Consider the following 421-nt stretch of genomic DNA (forward strand, 5'->3'; position numbering starts at 1 on the left):
TTGCCGCCGATGCCGCTCAGCCCGTGATCGGCTCCGCGAGCGCCTCGGGCTGACCGGCGGCCGCCACCTCGGCCAGATCGCCCGCCAGCCGGGCGGTGTCGCAGTGCACCGTCAGCGCGCTGACGCGGCCCCAGCGCAGCTCGAACTCGTGCATGCCGCGGTTGCTGCCCTCACGGCCGCCGGGCAGCTGGAAGCGGTCGCGCCCGGCGACGACGGCACGCGTGCGCCCGGGCCAGCCGCTGACCCAGACGCCGTCGACATCGAAGCGCAGCCCCGGCAGCAGCCGCTGCAGCCGGCCGTACCCGCGCGCCGTGGCCGCCTGGTCGCGGCGCTCGCCGCCCAACGCGTGGGTGCCCACCATGCTGTGCCGGTGCTGTGCGGCGAATTGCGCCGGGATGCGCTCGTAGCGGCCCGCGTTCAG

Annotated in this window: 1 protein-coding gene; it reads right to left on the reverse strand. The window is 76.7% G+C overall.

Annotated features, from left to right (window positions below; translation table 11 throughout):
- Positions 1 to 16: 16 nt before the first annotated feature.
- A partial coding sequence (locus ACG04Q_RS25580) for a nuclear transport factor 2 family protein (RefSeq protein WP_394514706.1) occupies positions 17 to 421 on the reverse strand: 405 nt, incomplete at its 5' end.

This window comes from Pelomonas lactea, from assembly GCF_043555885.1.
Taxonomy (GTDB): domain Bacteria; phylum Pseudomonadota; class Gammaproteobacteria; order Burkholderiales; family Burkholderiaceae_C; genus Pelomonas; species Pelomonas lactea.